Origin of the sequence: uncultured Lactobacillus sp., from assembly GCF_946477725.1 — a bacterium.
In the GTDB taxonomy this organism is placed as follows: domain Bacteria; phylum Bacillota; class Bacilli; order Lactobacillales; family Lactobacillaceae; genus Lactobacillus.
Window position 1 is genome coordinate 61,745 of sequence record NZ_CAMKZC010000005.1, and the last position, 16,901, is coordinate 78,645.

At 37.0% G+C, this 16,901-nt stretch carries 20 protein-coding genes and 2 other annotated features (1 of these 22 cut by a window edge); of the genes, 3 read left to right on the forward strand and 17 right to left on the reverse strand.

Annotation, left to right across the window (positions count from 1 at the left end):
• Positions 1-211: 211 nt before the first annotated feature.
• Entirely contained in the window at positions 212-1,126 is a 915-nt protein-coding gene (locus Q0R51_RS03735; protein WP_294756781.1) for an N-acetylglucosamine kinase, read from the forward strand.
• Positions 1,127-1,235: 109 nt separating this feature from the next.
• Here the strand turns inward: Q0R51_RS03735 and greA are convergent, their stop codons facing one another.
• The 5 genes from greA to Q0R51_RS03760 form a co-directional block, all read right to left on the reverse strand.
• Entirely contained in the window at positions 1,236-1,715 is a 480-nt protein-coding gene (gene greA / locus Q0R51_RS03740) for a transcription elongation factor GreA (RefSeq protein WP_046325100.1), read from the reverse strand.
• A 77-nt stretch (positions 1,716-1,792) separates the two neighbouring features.
• Positions 1,793-4,210: a phenylalanine--tRNA ligase subunit beta gene (gene pheT, locus Q0R51_RS03745; RefSeq protein ID WP_294756785.1), complete on the reverse strand. Its 2,418-nt coding sequence runs from the start codon at positions 4,208-4,210 to the stop codon at positions 1,793-1,795.
• Positions 4,210-5,259 carry a phenylalanine--tRNA ligase subunit alpha gene (gene pheS / locus Q0R51_RS03750; protein ID WP_294756850.1) on the reverse strand — a complete coding sequence of 350 codons (1,050 nt, stop codon included), beginning with the start codon at positions 5,257-5,259 and terminating at the stop codon, positions 4,210-4,212. The genes pheT and pheS overlap by 1 nt, the downstream gene beginning before the upstream one ends.
• A gap of 41 nt (positions 5,260-5,300) precedes the next feature.
• Positions 5,301-5,505: a binding site (T-box leader), on the reverse strand.
• A 48-nt stretch (positions 5,506-5,553) separates the two neighbouring features.
• Positions 5,554-5,904, reverse strand: a complete 351-nt coding sequence (locus Q0R51_RS03755; protein ID WP_294756786.1) for a helix-turn-helix domain-containing protein — start codon at positions 5,902-5,904, stop codon at positions 5,554-5,556.
• 78 nt (positions 5,905-5,982) lie between these two features.
• Positions 5,983-6,753, reverse strand: a complete 771-nt coding sequence (locus Q0R51_RS03760) for an RNA methyltransferase (protein ID WP_294756789.1) — start codon at positions 6,751-6,753, stop codon at positions 5,983-5,985.
• A gap of 91 nt (positions 6,754-6,844) precedes the next feature.
• On the opposite strand from Q0R51_RS03760, the gene Q0R51_RS03765 reads away from it, so the two are divergent.
• Together Q0R51_RS03765 and yidC are read left to right on the forward strand one after the other, a co-directional pair.
• Positions 6,845-7,177 (forward strand): acylphosphatase, encoded by a 333-nt coding sequence (locus Q0R51_RS03765; protein WP_294756791.1) that lies wholly within the window; start codon positions 6,845-6,847, stop codon positions 7,175-7,177.
• Between the two features lie 34 nt (positions 7,178-7,211).
• Positions 7,212-8,177 (forward strand): membrane protein insertase YidC, encoded by a 966-nt coding sequence (yidC, locus tag Q0R51_RS03770; protein WP_294756793.1) that lies wholly within the window; start codon positions 7,212-7,214, stop codon positions 8,175-8,177.
• A gap of 89 nt (positions 8,178-8,266) precedes the next feature.
• On the opposite strand, the gene Q0R51_RS03775 is transcribed toward yidC, so the two are convergent.
• The 12 genes from Q0R51_RS03775 to infC form a co-directional block, all read right to left on the reverse strand.
• Positions 8,267-9,829 carry a HAMP domain-containing histidine kinase gene (locus tag Q0R51_RS03775; RefSeq protein WP_294756796.1) on the reverse strand — a complete coding sequence of 521 codons (1,563 nt, stop codon included), beginning with the start codon at positions 9,827-9,829 and terminating at the stop codon, positions 8,267-8,269.
• Positions 9,816-10,529 carry a response regulator transcription factor gene (locus Q0R51_RS03780; RefSeq protein ID WP_294756799.1) on the reverse strand — a complete coding sequence of 238 codons (714 nt, stop codon included), beginning with the start codon at positions 10,527-10,529 and terminating at the stop codon, positions 9,816-9,818. The genes Q0R51_RS03775 and Q0R51_RS03780 overlap by 14 nt, the downstream gene beginning before the upstream one ends.
• Before the next feature lie 136 nt (positions 10,530-10,665).
• A complete protein-coding gene (locus Q0R51_RS03785) occupies positions 10,666-11,238 on the reverse strand; it encodes a DUF177 domain-containing protein (protein ID WP_294756801.1) in 573 nt (190 codons plus the stop codon).
• Positions 11,239-12,393 carry a nucleotidyltransferase gene (locus Q0R51_RS03790; RefSeq protein WP_294756803.1) on the reverse strand — a complete coding sequence of 385 codons (1,155 nt, stop codon included), beginning with the start codon at positions 12,391-12,393 and terminating at the stop codon, positions 11,239-11,241.
• A 6-nt stretch (positions 12,394-12,399) separates the two neighbouring features.
• Entirely contained in the window at positions 12,400-12,747 is a 348-nt protein-coding gene (gene rsfS, locus Q0R51_RS03795; RefSeq protein ID WP_294756805.1) for a ribosome silencing factor, read from the reverse strand.
• An 8-nt stretch (positions 12,748-12,755) separates the two neighbouring features.
• Entirely contained in the window at positions 12,756-13,352 is a 597-nt protein-coding gene (gene yqeK, locus Q0R51_RS03800; protein WP_294756806.1) for a bis(5'-nucleosyl)-tetraphosphatase (symmetrical) YqeK, read from the reverse strand.
• Entirely contained in the window at positions 13,345-13,986 is a 642-nt protein-coding gene (locus tag Q0R51_RS03805) for a nicotinate-nucleotide adenylyltransferase (RefSeq protein ID WP_294756807.1), read from the reverse strand. Before Q0R51_RS03805 ends, yqeK begins: the two co-directional genes overlap by 8 nt.
• An 8-nt stretch (positions 13,987-13,994) precedes the next feature.
• Positions 13,995-15,110, reverse strand: coding sequence for a ribosome biogenesis GTPase YqeH (gene yqeH / locus Q0R51_RS03810; protein ID WP_294756809.1), 1,116 nt, complete (start codon positions 15,108-15,110; stop codon positions 13,995-13,997).
• On the reverse strand, positions 15,103-15,627 hold the full coding sequence (locus tag Q0R51_RS03815; protein ID WP_294756810.1) for a YqeG family HAD IIIA-type phosphatase: 525 nt from the start codon (positions 15,625-15,627) through the stop codon (positions 15,103-15,105). Before Q0R51_RS03815 ends, yqeH begins: the two co-directional genes overlap by 8 nt.
• Positions 15,628-15,735: 108 nt before the next feature.
• Positions 15,736-16,092: a 50S ribosomal protein L20 gene (gene rplT, locus Q0R51_RS03820; RefSeq protein WP_294756812.1), complete on the reverse strand. Its 357-nt coding sequence runs from the start codon at positions 16,090-16,092 to the stop codon at positions 15,736-15,738.
• Between the two features lie 36 nt (positions 16,093-16,128).
• Positions 16,129-16,329, reverse strand: coding sequence for a 50S ribosomal protein L35 (rpmI, locus tag Q0R51_RS03825; RefSeq protein WP_034980158.1), 201 nt, complete (start codon positions 16,327-16,329; stop codon positions 16,129-16,131).
• Positions 16,330-16,350: 21 nt separating this feature from the next.
• Positions 16,351-16,878: a translation initiation factor IF-3 gene (gene infC, locus Q0R51_RS03830; RefSeq protein WP_294756852.1), complete on the reverse strand. Its 528-nt coding sequence runs from the start codon at positions 16,876-16,878 to the stop codon at positions 16,351-16,353.
• 22 nt (positions 16,879-16,900) lie between these two features.
• Position 16,901: a sequence feature (ribosomal protein L20 leader region), on the reverse strand (it continues 111 nt past the right edge of the window).

The following is a 16,901-nucleotide window of genomic DNA, read 5'->3' on the forward strand; positions in this document are numbered from 1 at the left end:
TAGCCTCAACCTCACTAAACTAGTGTAATTTTAACAAAAACTAGAGTACAAATCTATTGAGATGGTAACGTTTTGGAAAAACTTTAAGATAGAATACTTGTTGACCAGTAAGGCCAAAACTGCACACAAATACTTTTGCGAAAAATCTTCAGTATTTTTTCTAAATGTAATAAAATAAGAGTGGGATAAAATATAGAAAGAAGATCAAACTATGACACTTAAATATCTTATTGGAGTTGATGCTGGAGGAACGCATACTACAGCAATAGCTTATGACTTAAAGGGTCAAAAACTGGCAGAGGCTCAAGCCGGTCCTGGACAAGTAAATACGGACTATAATAATGCCATTACTAACATCACAAAGGCAATTAACGAATTAGTTGACGAAATTGATGGCGATTGTCAACGAATTCTCTGTGGAATGGCTGGTTTATCAGTTATCGGTCATGCGCCAGAAGTAGCCGCTGAAATCTCTGCCAAGGTTGATAACCTGCCAACCAGAGCAGTTACTGACTCTCTCTTGGCTCTTTATAATGGCCTTGAAGGCGAAGATGGTGGTCTTGTTATTGCTGGTACTGGTTCCGTTTTCAATGGCTTACAGCATGGCAGCATTATCACCACTGGTGGCTATGGTTCCATTTTAGGTGATGAAGGCTCAGGCTATGCTATCTCACTAAGTGCTTTAAAATCTGCTTTACTTAGTTGGGATAAACGAGAAGACAACGAATTAATTGGCATGTTTAATAAACTGTTTAAAGTCGATAATTTAAATGATGCTACTGCCAAGTTTTATAAAACCAGCAATTCTGATTTTGCTTCAATGGCTGTGAACGTGGCTCAATTAGCTGATAAAGGCGATCCTTTTGCTTCGACTGTAATAAAAGAGCAAGCTGAACTGCTTGCAAGAGATATTACAATCGGAATGGACCGGTATGAGGAGCCTAAGCCAATGAAAATTGCGCTGACTGGTTCTGTACTCGCCAATAACCAAATGTTGCGCGATTTTCTTGAAAATAAAGTTCATGAAAAATACCCACAAGCCCAATTTTCAATTTCTAACGGTGAAAATGCTCGTGGTGTTATCTTTGATAAAAGCAAGGACTACCGCTACTTTACTAGTCATTAAATTTATAAATAAAAAGACCAGAATAGTTGCCACTTCTATTATCAGAAGTAGAGCTGTTCTGGTCTTTTTGTTTTTATAAGCCTTAGCTAAAATAACTCTGTCAAACTAGTTATTTTTCTTCAACTTTATTGATTACTACATCAAATTTGCCACCAGGTGTTGAAATTGTTACTGTTTCACCTTTCTTCTTTCCCAAAATTGCTTGAGCAATCGGTGAATCATTAGAAATTTTACCATTCATTGGGTCAGATTCATCACTACCAACAATTGTGTATGTCTCTGGTTCATCCTCACCAACTTCAGTATAGGTAACAGTTTTACCTACAGCAACTTCATCTGGATCACTGGCATTAGCATCAACAACATGAGCGTACTTAAGCATATCTTCCACAACACTAATGCGGTCTTCAAGATGGCTTTGCTCATCTTTGGCTGCATCATATTCCGAGTTTTCGGATAAATCGCCATAAGAACGGGCGACCTTGATTCTTTCAATTACTTCTGGCCGCTTTACAACTTTTAAATTTTTTAATTCTGCTTCAAGTTTTTCTTTACCTTCAGCAGTCATCGGATATGATTTTTCAGGCATAAAACTTTGTACTCCTTAAAGTTAAAATTCTTTTTGCACTGGTCTATGATATTCACTTAAACGGTTAATGTCAATAATTAACGTATTTCTACTTTTAGTTGTTTTTCTAGGCTAGAATCAATAGAATTCATTGCTTTGCTGACGATTTCATCAGTTAATGTGTCATTTTCATTGAGAAATGTTAAACGATAAGCAAAGCTCTTTTTATCTTCAGCAATGTGAGAACCACGGTAGACATCAATAATACGCAGGTTATAGAGATATTTTCCACCATTTGCTTTGATAACTTCCTCAACAGCTTGATTAGTTACATCATTATCTACTAAAATTGACAGGTCCCGTTCAACTGCAGGAAACTTAGGAGCGCTTTGAGCAGTAGTCTGTGGATTAAGAATTAACGGAATAATGTCATCAAGATTTAATTCGTAGCCGTAAATTTCGCTATCTTTCATTGCCTTATTAGACTGAGTAACTGGACGATCCAGCATACCAATCATGCCCACATATTTGTTTTTAATGTATATGCCTGCAGTTCTAGTAGGATGCATGTACATGATTACTTCAGCCCGGTATTCAACATCATTCAAATTGATTCCCAGACTTGAGAACAGATTAGTCAATTGACCTTTAACATAAAAGAAATCAATTTTTTCATTATTATTCTGCCAGTTTTCGAAATAAACGTTACCGCTATACAATGCTGCTAAATGTTCATGCTCATTATATTTGTTATTTTCGAAATCATAGACACGTCCCTGTTCAAAAATTGCCAGCTGATTTTGCTTACGTGCCATATTGTAGCTCGCAGCATCGACTAAACCAGTCATTAGATTTTGTCTTAAAGTTGAACGATTAGAATTCAACGGCATTTGGACTGCAACTGGCTTCTTAGGTTCCTTGGAAAAACCAATTGCTTTTTCAAGCGAAGTTAATGAGTAGGAAATAGCTTCAATTAAGCCTTGACCTTGAACTACATTTTTAATACGTCTAATAGTTTCTTCTTTTTTAGAATAGCCGCCATGTGTTTCTGCTAGGACCGGTTGGGTAGACTTAATATTATCATAGCCGTATAAACGTCCTACTTCCTCAACCAGATCAGCAGGAATAGCAATATCCCAGCGCCTTGCGGGTACATCGACAATTAAATTATCACCGTTAATTTCAATTTTAAAATTCAAGCGGGCAAAAATGGCAGCAATTTCTGAGGAAGAAATGTCAGTACCTAATACTCTATTGATATAAGAGATTGTTGTGGTAATTTTGGTAGGTTTGCGTTTTTCAGAACTGCCTGTAATGACACCTTCATTAATGGTGCCAGAGGCATCATTGCGTAAAAGAAGCGCAGCCATATCCAACGCCCTGGTAGTAGCATCCCAGTTAACGCCTTTTTCATAACGACTAGAAGCCTCGGTTCTATTGGCATGGCGCAGTGCAGCTTTTCTAATTAAAGTAGGATCAAAAATAGCAGACTCTAACAAAACATCCTTAGTATCAGCTTCAATTTCCGAATTAAGTCCACCCATCACCCCAGCCATCATCACTACGTCTTCACCGTTGGTGATGACGATGTCGTTAGGGTCAAGATCAACTTCTTTATTATTTAACAAAGTCAGTTTTTCATCTTTATTAGCTTTTCTAACAACCAATTTATTTGTTTTAAAGGCGCGGGCATCATAACTGTGCATCGGTTGACCGGTTAAAAGCATAATATAGTTGGTGACATCAACCACATTGTTAATGGGTCTTATTCCCGCATTCCATAGTCGTCTTTGGAGCCAAAGAGGACTGTCGCCAATTTTGACATTACTGATTTTGCGTAAATAAAATTTAGGTGCCAGCTGAGAGTCAACATCGACAGTAAAATCGTTAGTCCAATTTGGACCGTCTTCTTTAACAACTACGTCTTCAACTTTGACAGGCACATCGCTAATGGCACCAACCTCATAAGCCGAGCCTTCCATCGACAACGTATCGGCACGATTAGGAGTAATGTCAAAATCAAAGATGTAATCATCCATTCCCAATAGTTTAAATGCGGATTGTCCCGGTTTGATATCATCATCTTGAGGAAAAACATAGATACCGTTTGCGTATTTTTCGGGCACAATCTTATCTGGGAAACCAATTTCTTGTAGACCACAAATCATACCGTTTGATTCATTGCCGCGCAATTTAGTTTTTTTGATTTTAACATTATCGGCAATTCTGGCGCCTGGCAAAGCCACAACTACGTCTTCTCCGGCAGCAACATTAGGAGCGCCGCAAACAATTTGATATGGTTCTTCTTCTCCGACATCAACATGAGTTAAATTTAAGTGCGTACCAGAAATTGGTTCGCAGTCAATAATATGACCTACTACCAACTTCTTCATACCATCTTCAGGATGTTTAACTTCTGCTACTTCAACACCTGTCCGAGTTATTTTTTCAGCCAAATCATTAGGATCCTGGTCCAACTTAATAAAATCCTTTAGCCAATTGTATGAAACTAGCATTATCTTTCCTCCCTACTGAATTGTTCTAAGAAGCGGACATCATTTGTGTAAAAATCACGAATGTCATCAATACCATATTTAAGAATAGCGAAACGATCTAATCCTACACCAAAGGCAAAACCGCCATATACATTAGAATCAATTCCAGCATTTTCTATCACATTAGGGTGAACCATTCCGGCACCTAAAACTTCAATCCACCCTGTATATTTACAAATAGAACAGCCCTCGCCATTGCAATTGAAGCAGGAAACGTCCATTTCTACAGAAGGTTCAGTAAAAGGAAAGTAACTAGGGCGAAGGCGGGTTTCGCGATCTTGACCAAAAATATGCTTGGCCATTAGTTCTAGAGTTCCCTTTAAATCGCCCATCGTAATGTTTTTGTCCACTACTAAACCTTCCATTTGCATAAATTGGTGTGAGTGAGTGGCATCATCATCATCGCGTCGATAAACTTTTCCTGGTCCAACCATTTTAAGCGGTCCTTTAGTGAAATCATGTTTTTCTAAAACGCGTGCTTGATCACCTGAAGTTTGAGAGCGCAATAAGTTATCAGAATCAATATAAAAAGTTTCCTGCATGTCTCTTGCCGGATGGTCTTTAGGCAAATTCATCATTTCGAAGCAGTAGTGGTCAGTTTCTATTTCAGGTCCTTGCACAACTTCATAGCCCATACCAATAAAGTACTTTTCTAGGTCATCCAAAATAATATTAATTGGGTGCTTAGCACCAAGGTGCATTTCCCGTCCGGGTAACGTAACATCTATTTTTTCTTTGTTTAACTGCTCTTCTACTAATGCCTCTACAATCTCTGTTTTAGCATCATCCAGCTTGCTGTTAAAAAGATCACGTAATTTATTAACACGTTGTCCTACTTCACGTCTATCACTGGGATCAATATCTTTCATTGAATGGAGGATTTCAGTTAATTCACTTTTGCGACCAGTTAATTTAACGCGAACATCATTTAACATTTCCTCGTTCTTAGCCTTATTGATCTCTACCAGACCTTTTTCACGCAGCTCTTTTAACCTGTCAAACAAGTCCATAAAAATTTTTCCTTTCAAATCAAACAAAAAAGCTTCATCCCAAAAGGGACGAAGCTTCGCGGTACCACCCTAGTTTGGACACAAAAATGTCCACACTTTCAATTTCGCTAACGGTGAATACCGGAATGGATTAGATTCTACTAGTAAGATGAAATTCACAGTTCCGTTTAAACTTTTCTTTCAGCTCAATAAAAAAGTTTCTCTGACTAAATGATTGCTGCTACTAGTCTTACTCTTTGTAATTAGTTAATAGAATATAACTTTTTAGAAAAACATGCAAGCGAATATGCAAAATTAAACCCATTTATCAGCCCAACCATGGATCTGATCGAAAACGGGTTTTAACTCTGCCCCCTTTCTGGTCAGACTATAAGAGATAATCTTTGTTTTGCTATCAACGGATCGATTAACAATATTTTCTTTTTCCAGTTCCTTCAATCTTTCAACCAAAACACGATCAGAACAAGGCAATACACATTGAGCCAAGTCTTTAAAACGCATATAATCACCAGCACACAAAGAACTAATGATTAGTCCATTCCACTTTTTGCCAATAATTTTAAATGCGTTAATAAAATGTTCGCAGTATTCATAATTAGGAGCACCACAATCCGCACAGCGTTTGTCCTTAATACCTTGAGTCATGATATCGTCCTCCCACAAGAAAGCTTTACTTTGTCTTTTATTATATTAAATATACTTACTAAAAACAAGTGTTAGCAGTTAGGCAAAATAATAGATTATAATACCCGCAGCTACAGCTGCATTTAAAGATTCAGCTTTGCCTTTAATAGGAATATATAACTTTTCATTACTCATTTCTGCTATTTCTGAAGTAACACCATGAGCTTCGTTGCCAATGACCAAACCTAATTGGGGCACCTTATTAAACTCAGGCAATTGCTTAGCATTTTTATCCAGCATACTAGAATATACAGGTATCGAGTTATCTTGCATTTCTTTAATAACCTCTGTTAGATCCTGCATAATTAATTTAACATGAAACTGGCTGCCTTGCATTGCCCTTTGAGTTTTAGGATTATAGATATCAACACTTGCAGGAGAAAAAACAACACCATCAAAGCCAGCAGCATCTGCTGTCCTAATAATGGTACCTACATTGCCAGGATCAGCCAAATGGTCTAAAAGAACCCATTTGCCAAAATTCACGTGATAGTCTCGAGGTTGTGCAATTTTTAAAACCATAAAAATATCTTGTGAATTTTTAGTACTAGAAAGGTGATGAGCAATAGCCGAATTTATGATAAAAGTTTTCTGACTGGTTATTACCTCAGAAAAATTTTTATTAATTTTAGTGATTGCCTCAGCACTTCCCAGCAGATAAAGGTATTTTTCTCCCGCTTTGAGTGCTTCTTCAATTAGGTGAAAACCTTCAATTAAGTATAAATTGTTTTTTTGCCGATACTTTTTTTGTTTTAATTTAGATAAATCTTTTATTAAATTATTGTTCACCGAACTTATTTGTTCTAGCATCTGGATATCTTCTTTCGTTTTTATCAATATATTTTTTAATTTCAAGCTGCTAAAATGTTAAAATCAAGAAAGTAGTATAGGGAGGATTATTATGGGATTTTTTAACAAACATAAAATTAAAAGAGAATGCAATCCTACCAATGAATTAAGGGAAACCTGGCAATTAACTATTTCAGGCATCGTTCAAGGAGTAGGCTTTCGCTGGAGCGTCTTAAACCTTGCTAATAAGATGGAATTAGATGGGAATGTACGCAATAACAGTGATGAAACAGTCACAATTACTTTACAAGCTGAACTGGACAGAGTCAATCAGTTTTGCTCTGAATTACCCAAAAACATTTCGCAATTTGCCCGAATTTCATCTATCAAGAAAGAAAAACTGATAAAAGCGGGCAAAATAACTGGTTTTCATGTATTATATTAGTTATTGACAAAAAAATAATAATTGGGTGAGTTGAATGAAAAAATTTCGTAAATATATTGGATTAATTGCTATTTGCTTGGCGGTCATGCTGATTGTCACTGCTTGCGCACAAAGTGGTGGTGCTAATAAGCCACCAACGGGCTTTATATATGGGTCGATTTATAAGTTTATCGGCAAACCTATGCAAAATATCATGCTCTATTTTTCCAACATCATAGGTGGAGCAAATGGAGCTGGTTGGGCCATTATCTTAATGACCCTTGTAGTTAGAATGATTCTTTTGCCTCTAATGCTTAATCAACAAAAGAAATCAACTACACAACAAGAGAAAATGTCTCGTTTACAACCGCAGATGAAATTAATTCAGGATACTATGAAACGTAAGGATCTGAATCAGGATCAACAAATGACCTTGGCAGGTTGGCAGCGAGAACTCTACTCTAAAAACCATTTATCTCTGACCGGTGGGATGGGTTGTTTGCCACTGATTATCCAGTTCCCTATTATGATTGGTATTTATGATGCTGTAATGTATTCCAAGAGCTTGGCTAGTTCGTCATTTTTCGGTATCTCCTTAAGTAGCAGATCAATTTCAGTCACGATTTTTGCTACCATTTTTGCTTTTGCACAAGGATATCTTTCATTGGTGGGAATTCCCCAAGAACAAAAGAAGCAGATGCAGTCAATGATGCTCATGAACCCTATTATGACACTCTTTATCTGTCTTTCCGTTTCAGGTTCCGTTGCCCTCTATTGGGCTGCCGGCAACTTTTTCTCTATTATTCAGCAATTGCTGGTAACATATATCATCACGCCAAAAGTTAAGAAAGAAGTAGATGAAGAATTAAAGCGGGAACCTATTACTGAAGTAGTAACTGAAGAAAAGGTTAAGGAATTGATTAATTCACAAGTAAGTTCTCCAGTTCAAACTGAAGAAACCAAAGAATTGCATGAATCTTTACGTAATCGCAACAAAGGTAAGCAACAAAAACGGTCTTAACTGATAAAAGGTATCAAAAAAGACCTGTAGATGTCATAGCATGTTTGTAACTCGCCAAGCATACTAACTGACATACAGGCCTTTTTTATTTATTTTATTTTTTTGCTTTTTTCAGCTTCTTCACGCTTGCGCAGCCTTTCAGCCTGAGATTTCGAAAGAGCCGGGAAGTCCATCATAAACTGACTACCTTGTCCCTCAACAGAATCGACGCTAATTTTACCGTGATAACTAGTAACTAATTTTTGAGCAATTGATAAACCTAAACCATTACCGCCTTTTTCTCTGGTTCTAGCTTTATCGACCCTATAAAAGCGGTTAAAGATTTTACTTTGTTCTTTTTTGGAAATTCCTTCACCATAGTCTTGCACTATAATGTGAACTTCATCCTGTGACAAGCCAGCCGACACATTCATTTCTTTACGATCCGTAGAGTATTTAACACCGTTGTCAATTAATATGACAAGGAGTTGTTCCAAGTGCCCTTGGTAAATCTGAATTTCTGTATCTTGAGGCAGATCATCCATATCTAACCTGATAGTAAAATCCTTGTGTACCAATGACATATCACCAACAACTCGTTTTAACACCTCTGAGACCTTGGTAACTGCATTAGGATATTGAACATTAATTTGCTCGGCACGAGTTAAGTCCAACATTTCCTGGATAAGGTGCTGCATTCTTTTGGCTTCCTGCAGAGAAGCGTCGATAGATTCTGCTAAAATTTGGGGATCATCTTTACCCCAACGCTTGAGCATATTTAAATGTCCTTCAATAACAGCAACCGGTGTGCGTAATTCGTGAGAAACATCTCCCACAAACTCCTTTTGCTGATCAATATAGCGTTGCATACGATCAAGCATTTGGTTGAATGAAACCGCCAGTTCCTGCAATTCATCATGACGGTGAAAATCTCTAATTCTAGCAGTACTATTAGGATCATCATTTACTTCCAAAGCAACATGGGACATTTCCTTAACAGGTTTGACAATATCGCGCACTATTATGTAAGCAACTAATGTGAACAATACAACGGCTATCAATGAAATCCGTACCATCCACTTTAACAAATCCTTCATTAGGCCGTTATAGTATGACATTTTATTTTCAACGATAATATAGCCTGTGACTTTACCGGATTTAGCTGATCTCACTGTTTGGTAAGTTAATAGCTCCTGTTTGCGTCTTCTAGTGACACGTGACATTTTATAATCATCCCGAAACTTTTTAAAAGCAGGGATTTTACCGCCATTATCAAAAACATCTTCCCCGTGTAAATTATAAACTACTACATTTAAATCAGGATTAGTCAATGAAGATAGTAGGTCATCATTAAAGGCTCTATTGCCCTGTTGGTCAGATCTAATTGGAGGATTACCTCTCATTACTTCTCTAGCTGACGGTGTGAGAGCAAAAGAAACATTAGCTATCTGCAGTTCAGTTGGAATCCGTGTCAAAGTACTATTAAGTTTAGATATCATTTCATTTGAAGTCTGCTTTTGTTGCACCATGGATTGCTGGCCCACAAATGAGTATATTATTACAGAAAACACAACAAAAGAGACCATAATTGTCAAAGCCACGACAGTTACCCATCTCACGACCAGAGATGAGTGTTTGGTCTCCTTTTTCTTTTGGTTTTTATTCCTTTTCATCGTCCTCATCTCTTACCATGTATCCAGTTCCCCGAACTGTTTTGATATATGATTGCTTACCGGGAACGTCAATTTTATTGCGCAGATAACGCACATAAACTTCTACAACATTAGTTTCAATATTTGAACCGGGGCCCCAAATTTTAGCGAGCAATTGGTCACGGCTGACAACATTATTCTTATTCTTAATCAAAGTCATTAATAAGTTATATTCACGCTTAGTCAGATCAACTGCTTTGCCATCACCACGGCGAACAATTCTATTTGCGGTCTCAATTGTAAGATCTTTAAACTTTACAACCTTTTTCTCTATTGAATCGTCCGAAGCATCTTTTTCAATTTTTACTCGGCGTAAAACTGCACGCAGACGAGCTAAAAGCTCTTCAATTGCAAATGGCTTAACAATATAATCATCAGCTCCATGATCAAGACCAGAAACTCGATCAATGACGGAATCACGGGCGGTCATCATTATGATAGGCGTACTCTTTACCTGACGCACTCTGCGTGCTATTTCCAAGCCATTCAGGTCAGGCAGCATCAAGTCTAACAAAATCGCATCAAAGTCTTCTTTTAACGCTAAGTCCAAAGCTTTGCGTCCGTTGCTTTCAACAACTGTATCATACTTTTCATGTTTTAATTCCAATTCAACGAAACGCGCCAAATTCTTTTCATCTTCAACAATTAAGATTCTTGCCATTTTTATTCATCCTTTTTAAAATTTAATTTTGATTAATTTAATTTATATTGTTATTAACAAGTAAAGCATACTTTAAAAGTGCTTTTAAAACAAGATTAAAAACCAGCATTTTGCTAATACTGATTTTTTAACTAATTTAATTATCAATATTTTCGTTATGAATATTTTCATTATTTTCATTAAAAAGATCTTTTAATTTCGCAAAAGCAGGGTTGATTTGATCATCTTTCCGTTTATTAAAATCCTTTTCTGAAATGACTCTCCAACCTTTTCCTTCAGGATAAATGCCCTGTTCTTGCTCTTTGGTAGTTAAGATTGTTGTTGGGATATTTAATAAAATGTTATCCTCAATTGCTTTTTGCAGATCAATAACATCATGCTCAACTTTGACAATCGGAATATCACTTTCATCAATCTCTTCTTTAGCTATCTCAACATCAGTATAATTCTCACTAAAATGAAAATCTTCTTTAAACTTAACAGGATCTAAGCTACGACTGGATGGTACCAGAAGATCTGCCTGTACCTGAAAATTGCCAGTGACAAATGGTTGATTATAAAATAAATCTCCAGTCAGTAGAACACTATCAACTCGATAGACCAGGCCATGACTTCGCTTAATGAAATCATCTGCAACTTGCAAATCGCATTCAATATGAGTTACAGGTTCCTTATTATATTTGATCTGCGAATAATTCAGTTTTAACATTTAGACCTCCAATGGACGACGGCCAAAGTTTTGATCCACTTGCAGCAGTTGCTCAAAGAAGCGATCAACCCGAAGTTGCAGCCTCATTGAGCCACTTTGAGTATTTTTCTGATCAACTTTAGAAATGATATCTGCAGTTGTTTCTTTTCTAATCCGTTTAAGATATTTCCTACCCAGTTTACTATATCCCAATAGCAAAAGTGATTCATGATTAAAACTGTCAATCATATCCTCTTGGGTCACATTCATCAAAGTATATAAACTTAGTCGTCGCAAGCGTGAATACGTATACCGTTTCGATTTTACTCTACGTAAAAACTCAGTAAACGTTTGTGCAGTATGTATCTCCTGCTTCATTTTATATTCCAGGCCTTCACTCATCTGATATATCTTCTGCAATTCTGAAATTGAAGAGGATTCTAACCTGTATTTTAAAAATGGGAACAGCAGATTCCAATTGGGATAATTTTTTTGTTTAAAAAGTAATTTTACTTCTTTTTTAGGCATCCACTCTTCTAATGTAGAACTGACTTCATTATGCAAAATCATATTGCGAATTGCACTTGCGCTTTGAACTACCTTATTACTTTGTAAAACATCGTCATGACCTGCTCCGATGCGGTTAATTGGATGTAAAACTAGAGGAGTACCTAAATTATGGTTGGCTACTGCATAAGCTAAAGCCAAAATCGCATTAGGTTCACTAACTTCATGACCAACTTCACGTGCTACCATCTGATTATATTGAGTTGAATAAGTCTGACTGTAATCATTAAAGTCCATGTGACTTTGAGGAATTTCCGCAATTTTACTACCCAAATAAGCATAATTTTGAGTAGCATCTTCAACTCCAAAAATCAAATCAGTGACGCCGACTTTTACCAATTGGTCGATACTGCCAAGTGCAAATAAATCAGCAGGCTCAACCGAAGTAGAAAATGGCAGTTCAAATACCAAATCAGCACCACTTGCAAGTGCTGTCTGGGCGCGAGACCACTTGTCCATTATTGCCATTTCGCCTCGTTGAACGTAATTCCCAGACATAACTACAATGATCGGGTCTTTGCTTCCAGCTATATAACGAGCTTGATTCATTAAGAATTCATGCCCACTGTGAAAGGGATTATATTCTGCAATGATCCCAACTACGCTCATGGTTAGTTAATCTTCCTTTAATGCTAATTTTTTACCATTGACCCATAATTTTTCAACATTATAAAAATCACGAGCATCTTCAGTAAAAACATTTACGACAACATCGCCCAGGTCAAGTAAAAGCCAGTTGGATTCACTCGTACCTTCAACACGGTAATCATAATAATTATGTTTGTGAGCTTCGTCAATAATTGCATTGGCTATTGCGTGCAACTGTCTGTTTGAGCCCGCACTAGTAACTACGTAATAATCTGCTAAAATACTATGTCCTTGCATATCGTAAGCTACTGTATCTTCTCCATGACGGTCGCCAATTGCTTTTAACGTAAAAGCCAATATTTCTTTGCTAGTCATTTTTCTCCTTATTCATTAATACCCCAAACGTTATATGCGTCTAAAGTACGGGGATAGATTTTATTCCTTTTATCAATTAAAAATTTAAGAGTGTGTGCTAACTGGTAGCCAACTCCTTGGTTAATATTAGCATAAGTTATTTTACGCGCTTCTTCAACACCTGGAAATGATCTGCCTGGCTCAATATAATCAGCCATGAACACAATTTTATCCAAAGTTGTCATTTCAACGTCAGCAGTAGTGTGTTTGCGGACTGCAGTTAGTATTTCCGGATCAGTAATTTTTAAATCTCTTTGGATAAAATAGGTACCAACAATACCATGCCAAATGCTACGATTCCAATTTAACAGGTCTTGATCGAAGCCTTGTGTTTTAATCACTTCGCGATATTCATCAACTGCAACTTGTTTAGCATAATCATGAATAAAGCCGGCTAAAGCAGCCTTATCTACATCATAGTGGTTAAGCTCGGCCAGTTTACGTGCAGTTTTACTGACTCCTATACAGTGTTCAAAGCGGTCAGCAGTCATATTGCTCTTTTCCTTAGCAATAATTTCAGAACTTGATAAAGAAGAATATGTTTTCTTAAATACTAAATCAGTCATGATATAAACCCTTTTTATGAATATAATTTCTAACTGTATCAGGTACCAGATATCTGATTGAACCTCCAATTGCAATCGTTTGTCTAATCAAAGTCGAACTAATATCTATAGCTGGGGAATCAACCCAAATCATCGGCAATTTCGCCTTCTGAGGATAACCAGCCCTTTGAACACCCACTAAGGTTGCTAATTGGGCCAGCTTTGTTGGTTCCTTCCATTCACCTAAATTATTAACCTGGTCACTACCCATGATCAAGTAATAATGGTTTTCAGGCTGAGTTTCACGTAAATATCTTAATGTGTCTACAGTATAAGATACACCTCCGCGATACAGCTCAAACAGTTTTACCTGAAAACGGGGATTGTCTTGAGTACCTAACTCCAACATATTTGCCCTATCTTGAGCTGAAACACTGGGTTCATTTTTTAACGGTGGCACATTAGTAGGAATAAACCAAATTTCGTCTAGATGTAATTTAGTCAATACCTGTTCAGCTACTATCAAATGACCGATATGAATAGGATTAAAAGTCCCACCAAAAATGCCGATCTGACGGCCCTTTTTAGGTGGCAATTTTTCTTCGGCTACAGCTACAGTAGGTGTTTTTTGATAATTTTTTGCAATAGCAATCATTATATCCTCTAAATTAAAGCTCGTCTAATACCCAGTCCGATTTTACCAGGCGTATAAATTTTAACTAAACAATCTGCGGGAACTGTAATAAAACCAATTCCTCCAAAAAGCAAGTCGCTTTTACTACCAGTATGATATTCCTGACCCTTTAAAAGAGGCAGCTTATCACTTTTGGCAGGTGGACTAAGTAATTCACCAATATGCTTTTCGTAAAAGCTGTCCGCGTTTTCGGTTTTAGTTCTGTGAATATACAATCCGCGTGCTGCATAAACTGTAAAACTTGCTTTTTTTCCTTTTAAATAGTCAGCTCTGCCCAGACCAGCCAAAAATAAACTGTTTCCCGGACTAAGCTGAAAAGTAACCGGCTTAAGCTGTTTTTGAGGCGATATTAACTCCAGTTCCTGGGTGTTTAAGTGCGTGGCCAACTGATTCTTAGTCAAAATACCTGGTGTATCAACTAAAAAGTGACCATTCGTTAGCGGAATTTCAATCTTATCAAGCGTGGTCCCGGGAAAACGTGAAGTAGTGATCAAATTTTGAATATCACCCATTTGCTCAATAATAGCATTAAGAAGAGTTGACTTTCCAACATTAGTCGTTCCGACAAAGTAGACATCTTGATCTCGGGAATTATGATCTAGGTAACTTATTAATTCCGGCAAGTTCTTTTTATTTTTAGCACTGACCAAAAAGATTTTTTTAGGGTATAATCCCATTCTATTAGCCTCTTGCCTCATCCAATCTTTAATTTTGCTTTGACGAGAATTCTGGGGAAAGAGATCAAATTTATTGCCCACTAAAATAAAATCATTATTGCCTATAAAACGTTTGAGAGCCGAAAGCAAAGAGTTAGTAAAATCAAACAGATCTACCACATTAACGACCAAAGCTTTTTTTTCTGCTAACGAATTCAATAACTTTAAAAAGTCATCATTGTCCGCTTTGACTGGCATAATCTCATTATAATGACGCAAACGAAAGCAACGTTGACAATAAACGTCATTATCCTCATCTTTGCTTTCTCTTGCCTGCTTTAAACGTGCAGCCGGAAGATAACCGGCTTCTTCTACATTATCAGATTGAAGAACAGCACCACAACCAATACATATAATTTGGTCATCCATTTTTGATAGTCTCCTTAAATTTAACGGGATGTGATAAGCCCAAAAGGAAAAAAATAATTTTTTCAAAAAAACGATTAATACGGGTATTCCATTTATCAGTTTCAATAAGAGGTTTTACTAACACCGATTCTACGCCAGCTAGATTTCCTGCCTGAATATCAGTAATTAGCTGATCTCCTACCATCATGACTTGTTCTTTTGCTAAACCCATACTTTGCCTTTTGCGGTTGATCGCAAAAGGCAGTGGCTTTTTGGATTTAGCAACAAAGTCTATATGATAAGGATTCAATACTTTTCCCACTCTTTCAGCATTGTTATTGGAAATGACAACAAGCTTAATTTTAGCATGCTCTAACTCCTTATTGAAACTATTCATTTTTTCTGCAGTTTCAAACTCATTCCAAGCCAAAAGAGTATTATCTAAATCTGAAAAAACAGCTTTGATGCCCATTTTATGCAGCTCAGCAGTATTTAAATGATAAATTGTATCAATCGTATAGCGTGGTCTGAATAACATGCAAAATTCCCTTCATCTATATTCATTGCACTAGTTTAATATACCAAATTATCAGCTGCAAGTGCTAAATTTTGACATAAAAAAACAGCGCCATAAGCGCTATTTTGGTTAATTTAAAGCCTTCTTAGCAGTTTCTGCTAATTTTGCAAAGGTCTTTGAATCGTTATAAGCAATATCAGCTAACATCTTACGGTTAATATCAACACCAGCTAATTTCAAGCCGTGCATTAACTTAGAATATGAAATATCATTTTGTCTTGCTGCAGCATTGATTCTGGCAATCCATAACTTTCTGAAGTCGCTCTTACGTCTTCTTCTGTCACGAAATGCATATCTGTAAGATACAAATAACTGTGTACTTGCAGCCTTAAATTGCATATGCTTTGCGCCACGGTAACCCTTGGCAAGCTTCATAACCTTCTTACGACGTTTACGTGTAACTGTTCCACCCTTAACTCTTGGCATCTAAAATTCCTCCTAAATATCGTCTCTTACAATTAATTAACGCATTTGAGAGAGCATCTGTTTGATGCGCTTCAAGTCGCTGCGTGAAACCATTGCAGCCTTTCTCAAATGACGACGTTGTTTCTTAGTCTTGCCGTGGAAACGGTGGCCGGTAAAAGCGTGATGACGCTTTAATTGACCAGAAGCAGTTCTCTTAAAACGCTTAGCAGAAGCGCGGTGGGTTTTCATTTTTGGCATTTTCTAATTCCTCCAAATTAACTAATTATTTTTGTCACTCTTCGGAGCGAGCATTAAGAACATTGAGCGGCCTTCCATCTTAGGCTTGCTAACTACAGTAGCAATATCAGATGTTGCTTCAGCCATTTTTTCCAATACTTCACGACCTAGTTCCTTATGAGTGATTGCTCGACCTCTGAACCTGATCGAAACGCGTACTTTAGCACCTTCTTTAGTAATAAATTTACGCGCATGTTTTAACTTAGTGTTAAAATCGTTACCCTCAATCGTTGGACTTAAACGGATTTCTTTGACACTGACCGTTTTAGACTTTTTACGGGATTCTTTAACCTTCTTTTGTTGCTGGAAACGGTATTTGCCATAGTCCATGATACGAGCAACAGGTGGCTTGGCATTAGGCGAAATTAGAACTAAATCTAAATTTGCAACAGTTGCTTGGCGTAAAGCCTCAGTTTTAGTAACAACACCAACTTGTTCACCATCTTCATTAATTAAACGAACTTCGCGAGCGCGAATTTGATCGTTCAATATCAAATTCCTTGGAATAATTCTTCACCTCCGTGTTAATCTGA

Excerpts from the sequence above, each read along its gene's own strand:
- Q0R51_RS03735 (WP_294756781.1), top strand. The coding sequence starts at position 212 with ATGACACTTAAATATCTTATTGGAGTTGATGCTGGAGGAACGCATACT.
- greA (WP_046325100.1), bottom strand. The coding sequence starts at position 1,715 with ATGCCTGAAAAATCATATCCGATGACTGCTGAAGGTAAAGAAAAACTT.
- pheT (WP_294756785.1), bottom strand. The coding sequence starts at position 4,210 with ATGCTAGTTTCATACAATTGGCTAAAGGATTTTATTAAGTTGGACCAG.
- pheS (WP_294756850.1), bottom strand. The coding sequence starts at position 5,259 with ATGGACTTGTTTGACAGGTTAAAAGAGCTGCGTGAAAAAGGTCTGGTA.
- Q0R51_RS03755 (WP_294756786.1), bottom strand. The coding sequence starts at position 5,904 with ATGACTCAAGGTATTAAGGACAAACGCTGTGCGGATTGTGGTGCTCCT.
- Q0R51_RS03760 (WP_294756789.1), bottom strand. The coding sequence starts at position 6,753 with ATGCTAGAACAAATAAGTTCGGTGAACAATAATTTAATAAAAGATTTA.
- Q0R51_RS03765 (WP_294756791.1), top strand. The coding sequence starts at position 6,845 with ATGGGATTTTTTAACAAACATAAAATTAAAAGAGAATGCAATCCTACC.
- yidC (WP_294756793.1), top strand. The coding sequence starts at position 7,212 with ATGAAAAAATTTCGTAAATATATTGGATTAATTGCTATTTGCTTGGCG.
- Q0R51_RS03775 (WP_294756796.1), bottom strand. The coding sequence starts at position 9,829 with ATGAAAAGGAATAAAAACCAAAAGAAAAAGGAGACCAAACACTCATCT.
- Q0R51_RS03780 (WP_294756799.1), bottom strand. The coding sequence starts at position 10,529 with ATGGCAAGAATCTTAATTGTTGAAGATGAAAAGAATTTGGCGCGTTTC.
- Q0R51_RS03785 (WP_294756801.1), bottom strand. The coding sequence starts at position 11,238 with ATGTTAAAACTGAATTATTCGCAGATCAAATATAATAAGGAACCTGTA.
- Q0R51_RS03790 (WP_294756803.1), bottom strand. The coding sequence starts at position 12,393 with ATGAGCGTAGTTGGGATCATTGCAGAATATAATCCCTTTCACAGTGGG.
- rsfS (WP_294756805.1), bottom strand. The coding sequence starts at position 12,747 with ATGACTAGCAAAGAAATATTGGCTTTTACGTTAAAAGCAATTGGCGAC.
- yqeK (WP_294756806.1), bottom strand. The coding sequence starts at position 13,352 with ATGACTGATTTAGTATTTAAGAAAACATATTCTTCTTTATCAAGTTCT.
- Q0R51_RS03805 (WP_294756807.1), bottom strand. The coding sequence starts at position 13,986 with ATGATTGCTATTGCAAAAAATTATCAAAAAACACCTACTGTAGCTGTA.
- yqeH (WP_294756809.1), bottom strand. The coding sequence starts at position 15,110 with ATGGATGACCAAATTATATGTATTGGTTGTGGTGCTGTTCTTCAATCT.
- Q0R51_RS03815 (WP_294756810.1), bottom strand. The coding sequence starts at position 15,627 with ATGTTATTCAGACCACGCTATACGATTGATACAATTTATCATTTAAAT.
- rplT (WP_294756812.1), bottom strand. The coding sequence starts at position 16,092 with ATGCCAAGAGTTAAGGGTGGAACAGTTACACGTAAACGTCGTAAGAAG.
- rpmI (WP_034980158.1), bottom strand. The coding sequence starts at position 16,329 with ATGCCAAAAATGAAAACCCACCGCGCTTCTGCTAAGCGTTTTAAGAGA.